At 70.6% G+C, this 16197-nt stretch carries 14 protein-coding genes; 3 read left to right on the top strand and 11 right to left on the bottom strand.

Annotation, left to right across the window (positions count from 1 at the left end):
* Positions 1-40: 40 nt before the first annotated feature.
* Positions 41-655 carry a DUF308 domain-containing protein gene (locus tag J3486_RS01190; RefSeq protein WP_229377313.1) on the bottom strand — a complete coding sequence of 205 codons (615 nt, stop codon included), beginning with the start codon at positions 653-655 and terminating at the stop codon, positions 41-43.
* A 389-nt stretch (positions 656-1044) separates the two neighbouring features.
* On the opposite strand from J3486_RS01190, the gene J3486_RS01185 reads away from it, so the two are divergent.
* Positions 1045-1707: a response regulator transcription factor gene (locus J3486_RS01185; protein WP_207818013.1), complete on the top strand. Its 663-nt coding sequence runs from the start codon at positions 1045-1047 to the stop codon at positions 1705-1707.
* A 31-nt stretch (positions 1708-1738) separates the two neighbouring features.
* Here J3486_RS01185 and J3486_RS01180 read toward each other — a convergent pair whose 3' ends face one another.
* The 6 genes from J3486_RS01180 to J3486_RS01155 all read right to left on the bottom strand — a co-directional run bounded on the left by J3486_RS01180 (position 1739) and on the right by J3486_RS01155 (position 9659).
* Positions 1739-2104: a response regulator transcription factor gene (locus J3486_RS01180; RefSeq protein ID WP_207818012.1), complete on the bottom strand. Its 366-nt coding sequence runs from the start codon at positions 2102-2104 to the stop codon at positions 1739-1741.
* Positions 2105-2209: 105 nt separating this feature from the next.
* Positions 2210-3823 (bottom strand): MDR family MFS transporter, encoded by a 1614-nt coding sequence (locus tag J3486_RS01175; RefSeq protein ID WP_307804647.1) that lies wholly within the window; start codon positions 3821-3823, stop codon positions 2210-2212.
* Positions 3824-3923: 100 nt separating this feature from the next.
* Complete coding sequence (gene poxB, locus J3486_RS01170; protein ID WP_207818011.1) at positions 3924-5657, bottom strand: ubiquinone-dependent pyruvate dehydrogenase; 1734 nt, start codon at positions 5655-5657, stop codon at positions 3924-3926.
* A gap of 235 nt (positions 5658-5892) precedes the next feature.
* On the bottom strand, positions 5893-6711 hold the full coding sequence (locus tag J3486_RS01165) for an oxidoreductase (protein WP_207818010.1): 819 nt from the start codon (positions 6709-6711) through the stop codon (positions 5893-5895).
* A gap of 97 nt (positions 6712-6808) precedes the next feature.
* A complete protein-coding gene (locus J3486_RS01160) occupies positions 6809-7237 on the bottom strand; it encodes a hypothetical protein (RefSeq protein ID WP_207818009.1) in 429 nt (142 codons plus the stop codon).
* A gap of 151 nt (positions 7238-7388) precedes the next feature.
* Entirely contained in the window at positions 7389-9659 is a 2271-nt protein-coding gene (locus tag J3486_RS01155) for a helix-turn-helix domain-containing protein (protein ID WP_207818008.1), read from the bottom strand.
* 289 nt (positions 9660-9948) lie between these two features.
* Here J3486_RS01155 and J3486_RS01150 point away from each other — a divergent pair, with 289 nt between their 5' ends.
* Together J3486_RS01150 and J3486_RS01145 are read left to right on the top strand one after the other, a co-directional pair.
* The gene (locus J3486_RS01150) at positions 9949-10809 is read left to right on the top strand and encodes a Bax inhibitor-1/YccA family protein (RefSeq protein ID WP_207818007.1); all 861 of its coding nucleotides are present in this window, start codon (positions 9949-9951) and stop codon (positions 10807-10809) included.
* A 151-nt stretch (positions 10810-10960) separates the two neighbouring features.
* Positions 10961-12193, top strand: coding sequence for a cytochrome P450 (locus J3486_RS01145; RefSeq protein ID WP_207818006.1), 1233 nt, complete (start codon positions 10961-10963; stop codon positions 12191-12193).
* A gap of 82 nt (positions 12194-12275) precedes the next feature.
* Here the strand turns inward: J3486_RS01145 and J3486_RS01140 are convergent, their stop codons facing one another.
* From J3486_RS01140 to J3486_RS01125, 4 genes are all read right to left on the bottom strand, one after another.
* Positions 12276-12866, bottom strand: coding sequence for a DUF308 domain-containing protein (locus J3486_RS01140; RefSeq protein WP_207818005.1), 591 nt, complete (start codon positions 12864-12866; stop codon positions 12276-12278).
* Positions 12867-12902: 36 nt separating this feature from the next.
* Complete coding sequence (locus J3486_RS01135; protein ID WP_207818004.1) at positions 12903-14537, bottom strand: tannase/feruloyl esterase family alpha/beta hydrolase; 1635 nt, start codon at positions 14535-14537, stop codon at positions 12903-12905.
* 227 nt (positions 14538-14764) lie between these two features.
* Positions 14765-15460 carry a cytochrome b/b6 domain-containing protein gene (locus tag J3486_RS01130; protein ID WP_207818003.1) on the bottom strand — a complete coding sequence of 232 codons (696 nt, stop codon included), beginning with the start codon at positions 15458-15460 and terminating at the stop codon, positions 14765-14767.
* Positions 15408-16076, bottom strand: coding sequence for a molybdopterin-dependent oxidoreductase (locus J3486_RS01125; RefSeq protein ID WP_307804702.1), 669 nt, complete (start codon positions 16074-16076; stop codon positions 15408-15410). The genes J3486_RS01130 and J3486_RS01125 overlap by 53 nt, the downstream gene beginning before the upstream one ends.
* Between the last annotated feature and the right edge of the window lie 121 nt (positions 16077-16197).

Below are 16197 nucleotides of genomic sequence, written 5' to 3'. Positions count from 1 at the left end.
GGGGTGGGTGGTGCTCCTGCGATCCCACGGCGGGATCACGTCAGTCGATGGCCCGGAGGGCTCCAGGGTTTCGCCGAGCGGCGGCGAACGCCTCCACCACCGCGGTGGCCGCGAGCACGGAGCCACCGACATCGGCCAGCTGCCCCAGGGACGCGAACGGAAAGGCCGTCATGAACAGACCGGCCGAGACGATCACCGCGTTCAACAGGTCGTCGTAGACGAAGACATGGCTGACCGAGGACGCCGTGACGGAGACGGCCATGGTGAATCCCCGCAGCAGCCAACCGCAGCCGGTCCACACGCCGAGCAGGGACAGCGTGTCCGCCCGGCCGTGGAAGAGGGCGACACCCAGCACCAGCAGGGCGAGGCCCCCGGCGGCCAGCAGTCTGCGGACCGTCGCGGACGCTCGTGAGTCGTGCACCGCCAGCAGTTGCAGCACACCCTGCACGGCCATGTGCACTCCGAGGAGCATTCCGGCCACGTCCACCGTCCGCACGGGCGTGACGATCATCAGGCATCCCACGACGGCCGACACCAGAGAACCGGCCAGCATCGTCGTACGGGTGAAGGCACCGCCGGGGCCGGCGACCGTCCGCTCGCCGGCGGGGCGCGCGGACACACGCATCTCGTCCCGGGGGATGTCCCACTCAGCCATGGTTCTGTTTCCGTTCTTCAGCCACATGTGTGAGGTGCAGCGCGACACGTCCGGCGCTGCCCCCACGACAGATCGTTGTTCCGTGTCTTGCTGCCAAGTCTGGTGTTCCGGGCACATCGGGGTCTGTCGTGCCCTCCCTCGCCGTTCCTGGGGGATACCCCGCGCGACTGTGGGGTCTACCCCACCCCGCGGCCGCCAGCGGGGCGTTCGACGTGGGTCGATCCGGTCGCCGCAAGGCCCGCCGTCGACATCGCCGGTCCTCCCGCAAGAGGAATCCGCCCTTCCAGCATCTGCACGACGGCCGGTGCGGGTGAGCCGGCGCGCGGGGCGCTCCGGATCACACGTCCCGTCATATGTTTGCGCGGAAGGCTCACGTTAGGATGCCGCCCATGAGCCAACCACTGCGGGCGGTGCTCGGCGAGGACCAGCCGATCGTGCGCGAAGGAATCGCTACCATCCTGCGCAAATCCGGCATCGACGTCGTCGCGGCGGTCGACAACGCGATGGATCTGATCGACGCCACCGACGAGCACCGGCCCGATGTGGTCATCACCGACATCCGGATGCCGCCGGGCCTGGAGGACGACGGGCTGCGCGCGGGGCAGAAGATCCGTGCGACGCGTCCCGGGACCGCCGTCATCGTCCTCTCCCAGTACCTCGACGCGTCGTACGCGCTCGACCTGGTCGGGGACGATCCGAGCGGGGTCGGTTATCTCCTGAAGGAGAAGGTCGCCAGTCCGCAGATCCTCATCGACGCCGTCGAGCGGGTCGTGGCCCGTGACTCGGCCCTCGACCCGGACGTGATAGCGGCGCTGCTCGGCCGCAAGCGTCCCGAGGACCCGCTGGCAGCGCTGACGCCCAAGGAGCGGGAGGTTCTGGCGCTGATGGCCGAGGGCCACTCCAACAAGGGCATCTCCGAGCAGCAGTTCGTGAGCGTCGCCGCCGTGGAACGCCATGTGACCGGCATCTTCCTGAAGCTGGGGCTCAGCCAGACCGCCACGGGCCAGCACCGGCGGGTACTGGCCGTGCTGCGCTATCTCGGGCAGCAGTGACGGCCCGTATCTGACGGAACGTCATCAGGGTTCAGGGCACATCCGGGCTGAACAGGCCGAGCAGATCCGCGTCGAACAGTCTGTCCTTGGCGACGAAGGACTCGATGCCCGCTTTCTGGAGTTCCTCGCGCGACCAGAACGACTGGTCGGTCGAGGTCAGCACGATCCGCGGCGGGGCGTCCTCCTCGGTGACCTGCCGGGCCACGGTCAGTCCGTCCGTGTCCGGCAGGTGGAGATCGAGCAGCAGCCCGTCGGGGCGGTGGGCCCGCACCGCGGCCAGGGCCGAGGCACCGTCCCGGGATTCCGCCACGACACGCAGGCCCCGTGCCGTCAGCAGCGTCGTGGCGATGCGGCGGAACCCGGGGTCGTCGTCGACGACGACGATGTTGATGCACATGCTCCCAGCATGCCGGGCGGCCAGGTGGGCGGACCATAGGGGGAGCCCTACGGTTTGTGTGTCCGTCAGGACGTCAGGACCTCAGGCCCTCAGGCCGTCAGCCCCTCAGGACGTACGGTCCGGCTTCTCCTCCGCGGCCTGCGCCAGACCGCTGGTGGCGCGCAGCGGGACTTCCTTGATGAACAGCGTGACGAGGAAGCCGAGCAGGGCGACCGGGGCGACGTACATGAAGATGTCACCGATGGCGTGCCCGTAGGAGCCCTCCAGCCAGGTACGGACGGCCCCGGGCAGCGCGGCGAGGTCGGGGATTCGGCCGCCGCCGGAGGCCTGCGCGGCCGCCGCCCGGTCCTGCGGGCCGAGTCGGGTGATGGTCTCGCGGGCGTAGTGGCCGATCCGGGTGGTGAGGACCGAGCCGAGCACCGAGACGCCCACCGCGCCGCCGAGCGAGCGGAAGAACGTCACCGTGGAGGACGCGGCGCCGAGGTCACCGGCGGACACCTGGTTCTGCGTGCACAGCACGAGGTTCTGCAGGGTCATGCCGACGCCGAGACCCATCAGCGCCATACAGAAGGCGATGTACAAGTACGAGGTGTCGTAGCGGAGCGTGCCGAGCAGGGCCAGGCCGGCCGTCAGCAGGACGCCGCCCGACAGCAGCCATCCCTTCCACTTGCCGGTCCGGGTGATGATCCGGCCGGAGACCGTGGAGGAGACGAACAGGCCCGCGATGAACGGGATCGTCATGATGCCCGACCTGGTCGGGGAGTCGCCGCGCGCCAGTTGGAAGTACTGGCTGAAGAAGACGGTGCCCGCGAACAGCGCGATGCCGACGAACAGCGAGGCGAGCGAGGCGAGGGTGATGGTGGGGTTGCGGAACAGCCGCAGCGGGATGATCGGCTCGCTGGCCTTCGTCTCGACGAACAGGAAGATCAGCGTCAGCACGATCGCCGCGCCGACCAGTGTGTACGTCTGCCAGGACAGCCAGTCGTACGTGGCATCGGCGAAGGTGACCCAGATCAGCAGGGTGCAGACGGCGGCGGTGACGAAGAAGGCGCCGGCCCAGTCGACCTTCACCCGGCGCTTGGCCACGGGCAGGTCGAGGGTTCGCTGGAGCACGATCAGCGCGACGATCGCGAACGGGATGCCGACGAACAGGCACCAGCGCCAGCCGAGCCACGACGTGTCGGTGATGACGCCGCCGAGCAGCGGGCCGCCGACCGTGGCGACGGCGAAGGTGGCGCCGAGGTATCCGGAGTAACGGCCGCGCTCCCGCGGGGAGATCATCGCGGCCAGCACGACCTGCGCGAGAGCGGACAGACCGCCGCCGCCCAGACCCTGGATGACGCGGGCGCCGATCAGCGTGGCGGGGTTCTGCGCGAGACCGGCCACCAGCGATCCGATGACGTAGATGACCAGCGACGACTGGACCAGGATCTTCTTGCTGAACTGGTCGGCGAGCTTGCCCCACAGCGGAGTTGACGCGGTGACCGCCAGCAGGGAGGAGGTGACGACCCAGGTGTAGGCGCTCTGGCCGCCGCCGAGGTCGCTGATGATCCGGGGCAGCGCGTTGGTGACGACGGTCGAGGAGAGGATCGCGCAGAACAGGCCGAGCAGCAGGCCCGACAGGGCGCGCATGATCTGCGCGTGTGTCATCGGTGCGTCGGCGGCCCCTCCGTCAGGGTGGGCGTGCGTGCGCACACCTGCGCTTGGGGTGGTGGTCATGAGGTGTGATTCCTTACCTGGTGACAGCGGGGTACGGGGGAAGGGGTGTGCCGGTCAGTACCTGGCGACAGCGGGGTACGGGGGGAAAGGGGTGTGCCGGTCAGTGCAGGATGCGGCGGGACACGTTGGTGGTGACCAGGTCGAGCAGTTCCTCGCCGCGACCGGACAGGATGGTGCGGATCGCGTAGAGCGTGAATCCCTTGGCCTGTTCGACGGTGACCGCGGGCGGCACGGACAGTTCCTGACGTGCCGTCATGACCTCGACGAGCGCCGGTCCGTCGTGGGTGAAGGCGCCCTTCAGCGCGTCCTCCAGGTCACCGGGCCGCTCGACCCGGCGCGACCACAGGCCGACCGCGGCTGCAACCTCGGCGAGCTGCGGATTGTCCAGCTCCGTCGCGTAGTTGACGATGCCGGCCGCCTTCATCTCCAGCTCGACGAAGTTCAGGGAGCCGTTGTTGAAGACGACGATCTTGGCGGGCAGCCGGTTCTGTCGCAGGGTGAACAGTTCGCCGAGCAGCATGGTGAGACCACCGTCACCGGACAGCGAGACCACCTGACGGCCCGGGTGCGCCGCCTGGGCGCCCACGGCGTGCGGCAGGGCGTTCGCCATGGTGCCGTGGTTGAACGAACCGAGCAGTCGCCGCCGCCCGTTGAACGTCAGATAGCGGGCCGCCCACACCACCGGGGAGCCGACGTCCACGGTGAAGACGGCGTCGTCGGCGGCGAGCCGGTCGATCGTGCTCGCCACGAACTGAGGGTGGATCGGGGTGCGTTCGTGGTCGTTGACGGCGAGCGAGTCCAGTGACTTACGGGTACGGGCGTAGTGCGCGAGGGCGTCGTCGAGGTGTCCTCGCCCGCTCTTGACCGTCAGCAGCGGCAGCAGCGCGGGCAGGGTGTCACGGACGCTGCCGACCAGCGGCAGGTCGACGTGGGTGCGGCGGCCGATCTGCTCGCCGCGGAGGTCGAGCTGGACGACCTTCGCGCCCCGCGGATAGAACTGCCGGTAGGGGAAGTCGGTGCCCAGCATCAGCAGGGTGTCGGCCTCCTCGATCGCCTTGTAGCCGGAGGCGAAGCCCAGCAGGCCGGTCATGCCGACGTCGTACGGGTTGTCGTACTCGACGTACTCCTTGCCGCGCAGGGCGTGCACGACGGGCGCCTTGAGGGTCTCGGCGAGCCGGACCAGGTCGTCGTGGGCCCCGGCCGCGCCGGCGCCGGCCAGGATCGTCACGCGCTTCGCTTCGTTCAGCAGCGCGGCGGCCTCGCGCAGGGCCTCGTCGTGCGGGCGGAGGACGCTGTGCGTCGGGCGCACCACCGCGGGGGCCGGGTCACGGGGGATCTTGCCGAGGAAGATCTCACCGGGGACCACGACGACCGCCGCTCCCCTGCGCTCGACGGCCGCCCGCATCGCCGTCCGCAGGATGCGGGGTCCGTGCTCGGGGCTGGTGACGACCTCCGCGTAGACGCTGCAGTCGGCGAACAGCTCCTGCGGGCGGGTCTCCTGGAAGTAGCCGGAGCCGATCTCGCTGCCCGGGATCTGGGCGGCGATGGCGAGCACGGGCACGCGGCTGCGCTGGGCGTCGAAGAGCCCGTTGATCAGGTGCAGGTTGCCGGGACCGCAGCTGCCGACACAGACGGCGAGCTCTCCGGTCAGGCCGGCTTCGGCCGCCGCGGCGAGGGCGGCGCTCTCCTCGTGCCGCACATGGACCCAGTCGACGTCGTCGTCCCTGCGGATGGCGTCCGTCAGACCGTTGAGCGAGTCTCCGGGCAGGCCGTACAGACGGCGCACGCCGGAGCCCTTGAGCGAGGCGATGACATATTCGGCGAAGGTGTGCATACGTGTGACCTTTCATCGGTCGCGGGGTATGCACAGTCTCGCCAGGAAGTCGTGGCGCACACATCCGTCGAATGACTGCGTGCCCGGCGCGGCGGTGCCCTCGTCCGCTGCGTCGGACGACGGCCGGGCGGCCTCCCGCGGCTGACCGTCGAACCCGGTTCCGCGCAGGCCGGCCGTCCGCATCGCCGCTGACCGGCGGAGATGCCCCGCGGTCAGCCGTAGGCCCTGCGCACCGTCATACGGATTCGCTGACGGCACGCCATTCGGCGTCCTGGGCGGCAAGCCGTTCGGCCATGCTCCCGGCGGCGGCCACGGCGTCCTTGCCCACAAGAAGGCGCAGCGGCGGCCGGTCGGTCTCCGCGATGTCGAGCAGGACCTGGGCGATGCGGGCGGGGTCGCCGGGCTGCTGACCGTGCGCGCCGCGAATCATTCCGACGGCTCCCCCGACGACGGCCTCATAAGGTGCGCTGACCGGCGGGGTGTCCATGGAGGAGCCGGCCCACTCGGTGCGCATGCCACCCGGCTCGACGACGGTGACCTTGATGCCGAGCGGGGCCACTTCCTGGGCCAGGACCTCGGAGAAGCCACCGACGGCCCACTTGGCCGCCTGGTAGGCGCCAAGACCCGGGACGCCGACGCGCCCGCCGACGGAGGAGATCTGCATGATGTGGCCGGAGCCCTGTTCCCGCAGGACGGGCAGGGCGGCCTTGGTGACGTTGACGACGCCGAAGAGGTTGGCCTCGATCTGGTCCCGGAAGGCCTGGTCGGACATGTCCTCGATGGCGGCCATGTCGGCGTAGCCCGCGTTGTTCACGATGACGTCCAGGCGACCGAAGGTGTCCACGGCCGCCCGCACGGCACGCCGCGCGGCCTCGGCGTCGGTCACGTCCAGGGTGACCGGCCGGATGTGGTCGCCGTACTTCTCGGCGAGATCGTTCAGGGACTCGGTACGACGGGCGGTGGCGACCACGTCGTGGCCGGCCTCCAGGACGGCCTCGGTGAGGGCGCGGCCCAGGCCGCGGGAGGAGCCGGTGATCAACCAGGTCTTGCTCATGACGTTTCCTCAGTTCTTTGTGTCGTGATGTCGGTTCGGGAGGTCGGCCGGGGGGTGTCGGTGCTCTTCCCGGTCCGGGTCCGGTGTTCCGTCCCGCTCACTGCGCCTGCAGGGGCCCGGCGAACGACTTGCGCAGGGACGCGGGAGCGACGAGCGGGAGGAGTGCGGCGAGCATCTTGCCCTTGAACGTGCCGGGCTGCCGGGTCAGTTCGACGTCGACCCGGGTGCCGGTGTCCTCCGGGGTCATCGTGAAGACCCAGCCGCCGCCGGCGCCGAAGAGCTTGGAGTCCAGCGTGCTGATGGTGACCTTGTCGCCGGTCGGCTGCCACTCGTAGCGCGCCCGCTCCCAGGCCGCGGCGGTGCCCTCGGTGACCTCGGCCCAGGTGTCGCCGAGGTCGTGGACCTCGAAGTGGTCGGCGTCGATGGTGGGCCAGACCTCGGCGCGCGCGGGGCTGAAATCGGTCAGCACCTCCAGCACACCCTTGGGGTCGAGCCGGGACCGGAGCTGAAAGCGGACGACTGCCATGGTTTCCCCACCTGATGCATAACTGCTCTGACTGGTGACGTAAGAGTGACACGCAATTACGTCACCGGTCAAGACGGTTACTTGATGGCTCGGGTGTCAGCCTCCGCGTTCCGCACGACACGGCGGGCGCGGCTCGCGACCACGGCCGGCGTCAGCGCGATTCGGGAGATTCCCCTGAGGTGTCCAGAGCTTCCGCCTTGGCCCGCATGTGGGCTGCGCGCGGGTCGTCGATCTCGCTCAGCAGATCGGCGGCCCGTAGCCAGCTCGCGCGCGCCGCCGTGTCATCGCCCTGTTCCCGCTGTGCGGTCGCGAGGTGGTCGAGGACCTCGGCCTGGTTGTGGTTGTCGAAGGCCTCGGCATAGACCCGCAGCGACTCCCGGTAGTTCGAGGCCGCGCCGTCGAGGTCGCCGAGGCGCTGCCGGGCGTAGCCCATGGTGTCCCAGGCGGCGGCCTCGATCCGGGGGTTGGCGTCCCGCTGGAGCAGAGGGATCGCCTCCGTGCACAGAGTGATCGTCTCCTCGTACCGGCCGAGCAGGGCCAGATACCAGCCCACCGCGTTCATCTCGCGGGCCATGGCCCGCTCCTCGCCGAGCGCGCGGTACATCTCCAGCGCCCGGCCTGCATGGTGCAGGGCCTCGTCGTAGCGCTTCTGCCGTCCGCGCACCCAGCCGACGTTCCGCTCGGTGAACGCCCGCTCCGACGGGCCGAGCCGGTGCAGCTGAGCGAGCATCAGCTCGACGTGCCGGTCGGCCTCGTCGAGCTCGCCCTTCTGCGCCAACGGACGGGCCAGATCCGCGGCGTTGAACACGATGACAGCCGGCTCGTCGAGCCGCAGTGCGGCGTCCAGGCCGATGCGCGCGGTCTGGATCTCCTCGTTCCAGCGCCCCCGGACCGAGTAGTAGCTCACCCATTCCCTGCTGAGCGTCATACCGATGCGCAGCAGTCGTGGCTCGTCGCCCATGGAGTGCAGCGCCGAAGCGGCCGTCCCCTGCTCCTGGCGGAACCAGTCCAGTACCTCCTCGCGCGTGTCGAGCGCGACACGCACCACTGCCTGCCCCGGGGACACGACCTCCCGATTCACGGCTTCCCCGAGGAGGCGGTTGGCCGTGTAGGCGTTGTGGCAGAGGTAGTCGAACAGTCGCACCCGGGCGCCGAGGCCGTCGTCCTTCTCCCGTTCGGCGAGTTCGACGCCATAGGCGCGCACGAGGTCGTGCAGCACATGGCGGCCCTCCGCGTCCCGCGCCAGCAGGTTCGCCGCGGTCAGCTGTCGCAGATGCCGCCGGGCCTCGCGCACACTCACCCCAGCGAGCGAGGCGGCCGCCTCCGCCGAGGCCGACGGTCCCGGGTGCAGCGCCAGATGCCGGAAGAAGGCGGCCGTGTCCGGCGGCAGGGCCCGGTACGACCACGAGAACACGACGCGGACGTCGCCGCGCCGGGCGTCGGCCGACAGCGCGTCCAGGAGCGGCCCGGTCCCGCGCAACTCGCGTACGGCCGTCCGCAGCGAAAGCCCCGGTGTCGCGCTCAGTTGGGCCGCGACGATCGCGACCGCAAGGGCCAGGTGGCCGCAGAGTTCCACCAGCGCCACGGCCGCCTCGGGTTCCGCCCGGACACGTTCCTCACCGATCCGCGCGGCCAGCGCGGACAGCGCCTCCTTGCGCGTCCACACGTCGAGAGCGACCGGCCGTGCCCCTTCCATGGCGACCAGGCCGACGAGTTGGCTGCGCGAGGTGACGACCGTCAGGCAGCGCGTCGAGGCCGGCAGCAGCGGCCGCACCTGCTCCTCGTCGCGCGCGTTGTCCAGCACGATGATCAGCCGCCGGGACGCCGCCAGCTCCCGGAACAGGGCGCTGCGGTCCTCGGTGGCGCGCGGCAGGTCGGCGTCGGCCACCCCGAGCGCGGTGAGGAACCCGCTCAGGGCCTCGGCCGGGTCCATGGGGTGCCCCGCGTCCTCGAAGCCACGCAGGTTCACATACAGCTGCCCGTCCGGGAACCGGTCCGCCACCTGGTGCGCCCAGTGCACGGCCAGGGTCGTCTTGCCCACCCCCGCCATCCCGCCGACGGCGGCGACGACGACGTGTCCGCCCGGCTCGGTGACCTGCGCGGTGAGCTCGTGGGCCGCGGCCAGCGCCGCCGTCCGGCCCCGGAACACCGCCAGATCGGGCGGCAGTTGCCGGGGCACCCGCCCGGAGTTCTGCCGCCTGCGCCGTGTGGCCGCCTCGGCGAGGCGGCGCCGCTCGCCCTCGTCCAGTTCCAGGGCGTCCAGCAGCTCGCTCAGCGTCGCCTGCCGCGGGAGGCTCTGCCCCCGCTCCATGTCGCTGATGGCACGGGCACTCACCCCGGACGCCGCCGCGAGACTCTCCAGCGTCAGCAGAGCGCGCTGCCGCGCCTCCCGCAGCAGTCCACCGAATCCCGCAGTGTCCACACCCGCCCCCTGGCGTACCCGTTCTGGAACGGTCATTAAAGCAAGGTGCGGCAGCGGGACGTCCCGGGAGGTGTGGTCGAGGAGCGCATCGTGCGAGGTGGAGGGCTTCCGTCCTCGACATCGCGCGGATCACCACCCCAGCCGATCGTCACCTGTTAGGGTGGTGACACGCAAACGGGGTCGCCCTCGTCGACCCGATGCGTATCCCGTCCACACGTATGCCACCAGGGCACTCGATGTCGACGCTTCGCCCCAGGCCGCACCGACGCGGCGGACCAGGAGGAACGACGTGAAGAGCAGCAACCCGATCCTTTCCCGCTGGGGTGCGGCCCGTGACACCGGCCGGGCCGTCAGCTTCGCGAAGCAGCCGGTGGGAGCGTCGCTCGGCGGCGCACGGCTCGACGACCACCTGGCCAACCCCTACGCCCCCGGCGCCGACCCCGCCGCGGCCACCACCACTTCCCCGGATGCCGTGACCATGGACGACGTGGTCGTCCGCACCGGGACGACGCTGGGCACCGTGGCCCTGGCGGCCGTGCTGTCCTGGCTCCTGCTTCCGGTCGACGCGGCCCACCTCGACATGTCCTACGGCCTCGCACTGGGCGCGGCGTTCGTCGCCTTCGCGCTTTCGATGGCCCAGTCGTTCAGGCGGACGCCGTCCCCGGCCCTGATCCTCGGTTACGCGGCGTTCGAGGGCGTGTTCCTGGGCGTGCTGTCCAGCACGGTCTCGACGTACATATCCCCCGGGGTGGTCGTGCAGGCGGTGCTCGGCACCTTCGCCGTCTCCGCCGGTGTGCTCATCGCGTACCGCAGGCGCTGGATCCGGGTCGACCGGCGGTTCGCCGGGTTCGTCACCGCCGCCGCGACCGGCTTTCTGATCCTGCTGGTCGCCGACTCCCTCTTCGCCCTCTTCGGCGCGGGTGACGGCCTCGGCTTCCAGAGCGGTGGGCTCGGCATCGCCTTCGGCATCGTCGGTGTCCTGCTCGGCGCGGCCTTCCTCGCCCTGGACTTCCGGCAGGTGGAGGACGCCGTCGCCCACGGCGCCCCGCGCGAGGAGGCCTGGCTCGCCGCTTTCGGGATCACCATGACGCTGGTGTGGATCTATCTGGAGGTGCTGCGCGTGCTGACCATCTTCAACAGCGACGACTGACGTCACCGACACCTCCGGTGCCTGAGGGGCACGCGCGACGCGCGTGCCCCTCAGGCACACCCGTGCGCCGGATCCGCCGCCTGAACCCGCGGCGGATTCCGCACGTTCTCAGGACGTCGGCAGGACGCCGCGAAAGGGAAGGACACATGTCATGAGCCCTCACCAGGAACACCCTTATCGGGACGGCCGCGTGGTCATCGATCCCGCGTTCAAGGCCGACGCTCCCGCGCGGTACGCCCGGCTGCGGGAGCTCGGGCCGATCCATCCGGCCGAGTTCCATCTCGGGCTGAAGGGCTGGGTGGTGGTCGGATACGACCTGGCCCGGGAGGCGCTGGCCCATCCCGCGCTGCTCAAGGACGCCACCCCCGCCGCCGAGGCACTGGCCGCCGCGGGCTACGTCCTGCACAAGCCCTCGGTCGGGCTCGGCGCGCAGATGATGGAGGCCGACCCGCCCGAGCACACCCGGCTGCGCCGCCTGGCCGCGGCCGCCTTCACCCCGCGCCGTACGGCCGAACTGGCCCCGCGCATCGAGCAGATCGCCCACTCTTTGATCGACGCGCTGCCGCCCGCGGGCGAGGCCGATCTCGTCGAGGCGTTCAACGCCCCGCTGCCGGCCACCGTGATCGCCGAACTCCTCGGCATCCCCGAGGAGCACCACCGCAACTTCCGCCGCTGGTCGGCACAGGCGCTCCAGGTGGCGTCGCCGGACCACCGCACGGCGCTGGCCGGACTGCACGCGATGCTGGCCGGCCTGGTCGCGGACAAGCGGCGCGATCCCCGGGACGACCTGCTGTCCGCGCTGGTCGCCGTGCGCGACGAGGAGGACGGCCGGCTCACCGAGGAGGAACTGGTGGGCACGGCCATGATGCTGGTCGTCGCGGGCCACGAGAGCACGGTGAACCTGCTGGGCAACGCGCTGCTGTCGCTGCTCCAACACCCCGACCAGTTGCGCCTGTTGCGCGAGCGGCCCGATCTGACGGCCGGAGCGGTCGAGGAGTTCCTGCGCCACGACACCTCCGTCGAGCGCTCCACGAGCCGTTACGCGGCCGAGGACATCCGGCTGGGCGGGGTGCCGGTCCCCCGGGGCAGCATGGTCGTCGTCGCGCTCGGCTCGGCGGGCCGCGACGCCCCGCAGGCCGAGACCGGTGACCCCGCGGTGCTCGACGTGTCCCGGCCGGGCGCCCGGCATCTGGCCTTCGGGCACGGCATCCACTACTGCCTGGGCGCTCCGCTGGCCCGTCTGGAGGCGGCGATCGCCCTGCGCGTCCTGCTCGCCCGTGTCCCCGAGCTCGAACTGGCCGTACCTGCGGACTCGTTGGAGTGGATCGGCTCCGGCATCATCCGCGGGGTGCTGTCCCTGCCGGTGCGCTACCGGGTGGGCTGACCCTCGGCACGAGTGACGCGGACACGCCGCGGCCCGCGCCTTTCGAAGGCGCGGGCCGCGGCGTTCTTGCGGGTCAGGGCGGTCAGGCGGTCCGCAGTTGGCGGGACCCCCAGCCCAGCAGCAGGGCCTGGAGGATGAACCACACGCCGCCGCCGGTGGCGTACACCGACAGCACGTCCAGCGACGGATGGTCGCCTGCGGCCTGGATGTTGTAGGTGATGCCGACGAGGAAGGACAGCCCGCCCGAGATCAGGGTCGGCCACTGCTTGCCGAACTCCGCGCCGCGCCGCCGCAGTCCGACGATCACCTGGGCGAGTCCGGAGACGACGGCCCAGACGCCGAACACATGGAGCACCGGCGCCTCGCCGCCGGCACCGGCGACGCCGAGCGCGATGGCGGCCAGCGTGCTGAGCACCCCGTTGAACGCGATGACCCGGCGCTCGGCGCCCTCGGGGGTGGCGCGGTGGTCGAGCAGCGAGGACACCGCGTCGATCAGCGGATAGACGACCAGCAGCGTGATCGCCACGGCGTCGACGTCCTCGTGGGCGCGGGCGAAGGCCAGGGCCCACGCCACGGCGAGGATGCCACGGCTCAGGTACAGCTTCAGCAAGGAGGCACGTTCGCCGGTGGCCGTCTGTCCGGCCGGTTTCGGGGTCGCGGTCTGGGTGCTCATGTCGGTCGGGCCTCTCAGGTCAGGGGGTGGTCCCGGTCAGTGCCGGGAGGGGGACACGCAACGGAAGCTGGCGGCGAGGGACGGGTCGCCGTGGCCCTTGTAGCGGGACACCTCGGGGTAGGCGCACAGGTCGCGGTCGACCTGCTCGCCCTGGGCGTTGATCAGCGTGGCCGGCAGGGTCTCGGGCGCCTTGCCGTGCTCGACCCAGTCGGTCAGCGCGGCGAGGCCGTCGGCCGAACCGTCCTGGCCGTTGAGGCCGCAGTGGTCGGTGTCCGGCGCGAGGAAGAGCCGGTAGAAGTCGTCGACCCGCTGGGAGCCGCCCATCTGCCGCTCGACCTGCTTGCGGTAGTCCACGGTGCCCTGAGTGGGGATGAACTGGTCGGCCTGGCCGTGCCAGGTGATGAGCTTGCCCCCGGACTTGCGGAAGCCCGACAGATCCGGGTCGCTCGTGCCGATGACGTCGTCGTACTCGGCCACGGACTGCTGGAACAGCTTCGTGAAGTCGCTGTAGGTGATCTTCGTGAGGTCGAAGGACGGATCCTTCTCGAGGAAGAGCTGGACCCAGGCGGCGGGGACCGGGAACGGAACGCCCTTGACGACGCCGGTGGCGGCGTCGGGCTGAGAGTGCGCCAGCCCCGTGAGGTCGGCGCCGATCGGGACGCCGGACCACAGCTTCTGGCCCGAGGTGGTGCGCGGACCGTCCCAGATCTTGCGGACGACGGTGGCGTCGGCCACCGTGATGGTCAGCTCCTTGCCGTCGCAGACGACCTTGGTGCCGATCAGCCGGCGGGGGTCGAAGTCGCAGCGGGACGCGTCGTTGACCACACCGTCGGTGACACCGTCGAGTTTGTCGCAGGCCTTGACGGCGGCGGCGGTGAAGGCCTTCAGCTCGCAGTCCGTCGGATAGGTCTTCTCGTTGTTCAGGACCACCTGCGGCCACAGGGTGGCGACCTCAAACTGGGTCCAGTTGATGCCGGGGGCGTCCGCGAGGATGCCGTCGTAGTCGTCGGGGTAGGCCTGGGCCTCCATGTAGCCCTGGCGTCCGCCGGTGGAGCAGCCGGTGAAGTAGGAGTAGGCGGCACGTTGGGCGTAGACGCCGTTCACGACTTCCTTGCCGACGACAGCGGCCTCGTGCTGGGAGCGGGAGGCGAAGTTCTTCAGCGCCGTGCGGTTGATCCGCCCCTGGCCGTCGAGGACCCAGCTGGTGTCCACGACGTCGCCGACGCCGGCGTCCGTGGTGGTCACCGCGTAGCCGTTCTTGACCGCGGTGCCGAGGCCGACCCCGTTGTCCCCGGCGGCGTAGGCGCTGCCACCGATCGCCTGGAAACGGCCGTTCCACTTCTCCAGCGGCAGCCAGGTCTGCACCGTGGCGTGGTCGTCCTGCCCCGGGTGGGTGAGGGTGACCGTCACCTTGCAGAAGGCCGGTACGTCGTAGACGTCGCCGCCGAGAACACCGCTGCCGTGGATGGCGCCGCCGGCGTCACGGACCGCCGTCACGGACTCCACCCGGGCACCGGCCGGGGCCTTCACGGAAGGTGCCGCGCAGGCGGCGGTGGTGGTGGCGGTGGTGGTGGCGGTGTTCCGGGTCTCGTCCGCCGACGCGGTCGGCAGACAGACCGCCGCCGCGACCAGCGGCACACCGGCCGCCATGACCGTCAGAGCCTTCTTCATCGATTTCCCATCCAAGAGGTAGGTGTGCGCCCGCCTGCGGCAGCACATGTACATGTCTCATGACATGTCGAGGACCGATCCAGACCGTATCACCGTTTAAAGCGGTGACGGAAGCGGTCTCACGAACATCCGGCGTTCGGATGGCCCCGACATCGCCCGGTATCACTCTGCCCGGGGCCGCACAGCGGAGCCACAGTCAATTGACTCTCGCTGCACAGGAGTTGGCGCTAGGTCATTCGACGGTCGTCGGCGACCGTCTCCGCCGCGCGCTCCTCGGGCAGCCACTTCGAGTGCTGCCGCCGCGCCCAGGACCTGCTGACATACCCGGTGCGCATACCCAGTAGCGCCTCCGGATCCTGCCGGGCCTTGCGCATGTGTCCCAGCACGACCAACGTGATCGCCCAGGCGAGCAGGTCGTGCACGAAGATCGCACTGGTACGGGAGATGAAGGGCAGCACCCCCATGACCCACATCAGCAGGCCGGTGAACATCATCACCAGCACGGCGCCGGCGATCCCGCCGGCGTAGAGCTTCTGTCCCGCGTTGAACTTGCCGGCCGGTCGCGCCGCGGGCGAGGTACGGCGCCTGCGGACGGCGCGCAGCCACTGCCGGTCGTACGCCGCGAAGCGGTTGATCCGGCGCAGGTCCGCACGGAAGGCGGCGGAGAACAGCCCCACCAGAAAGGGCACCGGCAGACTGATGCCGGACCACTCGTGGAGGGTGACCATCAGATGCCGCCGTCCGACGAGTTGGGCCAGCGGCCCGAGGTAGAGACAGGCCGCGGTGACCAGGCACACCAGCATCAGACAGCCGGTCGTCCGGTGGATCCAGCGCTCGGCGGTGCTGAACCGCCGTACCCGGCCGGGCGGTTCAGGCCGCGCCGCTGCGCCGGTCGGCGTCGTCGAGCCAGCCGTCGACGGCATATCCGCGCTCCTCCCAGTAGCCGGGAACGACCTTGTCGGTGACCGAGATGCCGGACAGCCACTTGGCCGACTTGTAGAAGTACATGGGCGCCACGTAGAGGCGGACGGGGCCGCCGTGCTCGTGACTGATGGGCTTGTCCTGCATGTTCAGCGCGACCAGGACGTCGGACCGGCGGGCCTGTTCCAGCGTGAGGCTCTCGCTGTAGGCGCCGTCGAAGCAGGTGAACCGGATCGCCGCACCCGGGGAGCGCACGCCGGCGTCGTCGAGGATGTCCGCGAGCCTCACCCCGTCGAAGGGTGTCTTCTCCACACGCCAGCCGTCGGTGCACACGACGTCATGCACGACCCGGGTCTGCGGCAACGCCCGCAACTGTTCGAGGGTGTAGCTCCTGGGCCGGTCCACCAGGCCCGTGATCCGCAGCTGATAGTTCGTCTCGCCCTTGTGCGGCACGGAGCCGACGACGCTGTAGTACCGGAAGCCGCCCGGGTTGGGCAGCAGCCCGGTCGCGCCGGTGGGGTCGAGCTGGGACGCGGCGCCGAGGAAGCCCTCCCAGCCGCGCTGGAGACAGGGGGCCGCGGCGAGCCCCGCGGCCCCGGCGGCGAGCACGCCGAGCATCGCGCGCCGCGCCACCGGTGCGCCTTCGCCGGCCTCCCGATGCGGTTTTTCTGCCATGGTCCGTACTCCTTCGAAGCGGTGGCTTCGCGCCACCTGTTCAACTGGTGATGAAAGCGGCATC

It is taken from the genome of Streptomyces sp. VRA16 Mangrove soil (assembly GCF_017377775.1).
Lineage (GTDB): Bacteria > Actinomycetota > Actinomycetes > Streptomycetales > Streptomycetaceae > Streptomyces.
This window is presented reverse-complemented; position numbering and strand designations above follow the sequence as displayed.

Coding starts and splice junctions, on each gene's coding strand:
- J3486_RS01190 (WP_229377313.1), bottom strand. CDS start 655: ATGGCTGAGTGGGACATCCCCCGGGACGAGATGCGTGTGTCCGCGCGC.
- J3486_RS01185 (WP_207818013.1), top strand. CDS start 1,045: ATGAGCCAACCACTGCGGGCGGTGCTCGGCGAGGACCAGCCGATCGTG.
- J3486_RS01180 (WP_207818012.1), bottom strand. CDS start 2,104: ATGTGCATCAACATCGTCGTCGTCGACGACGACCCCGGGTTCCGCCGC.
- J3486_RS01175 (WP_307804647.1), bottom strand. CDS start 3,823: ATGACCACCACCCCAAGCGCAGGTGTGCGCACGCACGCCCACCCTGAC.
- poxB (WP_207818011.1), bottom strand. CDS start 5,657: ATGCACACCTTCGCCGAATATGTCATCGCCTCGCTCAAGGGCTCCGGC.
- J3486_RS01165 (WP_207818010.1), bottom strand. CDS start 6,711: ATGAGCAAGACCTGGTTGATCACCGGCTCCTCCCGCGGCCTGGGCCGC.
- J3486_RS01160 (WP_207818009.1), bottom strand. CDS start 7,237: ATGGCAGTCGTCCGCTTTCAGCTCCGGTCCCGGCTCGACCCCAAGGGT.
- J3486_RS01145 (WP_207818006.1), top strand. CDS start 10,961: ATGAGCCCTCACCAGGAACACCCTTATCGGGACGGCCGCGTGGTCATC.
- J3486_RS01140 (WP_207818005.1), bottom strand. CDS start 12,866: ATGAGCACCCAGACCGCGACCCCGAAACCGGCCGGACAGACGGCCACC.
- J3486_RS01135 (WP_207818004.1), bottom strand. CDS start 14,537: ATGAAGAAGGCTCTGACGGTCATGGCGGCCGGTGTGCCGCTGGTCGCG.
- J3486_RS01130 (WP_207818003.1), bottom strand. CDS start 15,460: ATGCCGTCGACGGCTGGCTCGACGACGCCGACCGGCGCAGCGGCGCGG.
- J3486_RS01125 (WP_307804702.1), bottom strand. CDS start 16,076: ATGCTCGGCGTGCTCGCCGCCGGGGCCGCGGGGCTCGCCGCGGCCCCC.